Source organism: Streptomyces sp. NPDC005963 (genome assembly GCF_040638655.1).
Lineage (GTDB): Bacteria > Actinomycetota > Actinomycetes > Streptomycetales > Streptomycetaceae > Streptomyces.
Map to the genome: position 1 here is coordinate 1 of NZ_JBEXVD010000097.1, position 1,009 is coordinate 1,009.

Sequence of the window (1,009 nt, forward strand, 5' to 3'; positions counted from 1 at the left end):
TCGACCCATTGGCGTTCGTCCGCTCACCGATCGCCATATAGGCCGTGTCCTGCCGGAACGGCACCGTCTGATACAGCGACGCAGCCCCCGGCTCCGGACGCGGATCCCGCACCGACGGTGTCAGCGAACGAACCCGCTCCACCACCTGCCGCAAATGCTCCGGAGTCGTCCCACAGCACCCACCCACCAACGACAGCCCGTACTCCTGGACGAACGTCTCCTGCGCATCCGCCAACTCAGACGCCGTCAACGGATAGTGCGCCCCGTCCTTCCCCAACACCGGCAGACCCGCGTTCGGCATACACGCCAACGGAATCCGTGAATGACGCGCCAAATAGCGCAGATGCTCACTCATCTCCGCCGGACCCGTCGCACAGTTCAGACCGATCATGTCGATCCCGAGCGGCTCCAAAGCCGTCAGCGCCGCCCCGATCTCCGACCCGAGCAACATCGTCCCGGTCGTCTCCACCGTCACCGAACAAATCAACGGCAGGTCAAGACCGCTGATCTCCAGGGCCCGGCGCGCACCGATGATGGCGGCCTTGGTCTGGAGGAGGTCCTGCGTTGTCTCGACGAGCAGCGCATCCGCACCACCGGCGATCATGCCCTCGGCATTGCTCTGATACGCATCACGCAACAGGGTGTAAGGGGCATGACCCAACGTGGGAAGCTTCGTCCCCGGCCCCATCGAACCCAACACCCACCGCTGCTGACCGGTGCGCTCGGTGAACTCGTCGGCCACCTCACGCGCGATACGAGCACCCGACTCCGACAGCTCATGGACCCGCTCGGGAATGTCGTACTCCGCAAGAGCCGCCCAATTCGCACCGAACGTATTCGTCTCCACACAGTCCACACCGACCGCGAAGTACTCCTCATGCACCGACCGCACAATGTCCGGCCGCGTCACATTCAAGATCTCATTGCACCCCTCGAGATCCTGGAAGTCCGCCAACGTCGGGTCCTGAGCCTGAAGCATCGTGCCCATAGCACCATCAGCAACAACGAC

General features: G+C 63.6%; 1 protein-coding gene. It reads right to left on the reverse strand.

What is annotated here, in order from left to right:
- The coding region (locus ABZ348_RS34720) for a homocysteine S-methyltransferase family protein (protein ID WP_358940013.1) at positions 1-1,009 on the reverse strand (1,009 nt) is incomplete at both ends.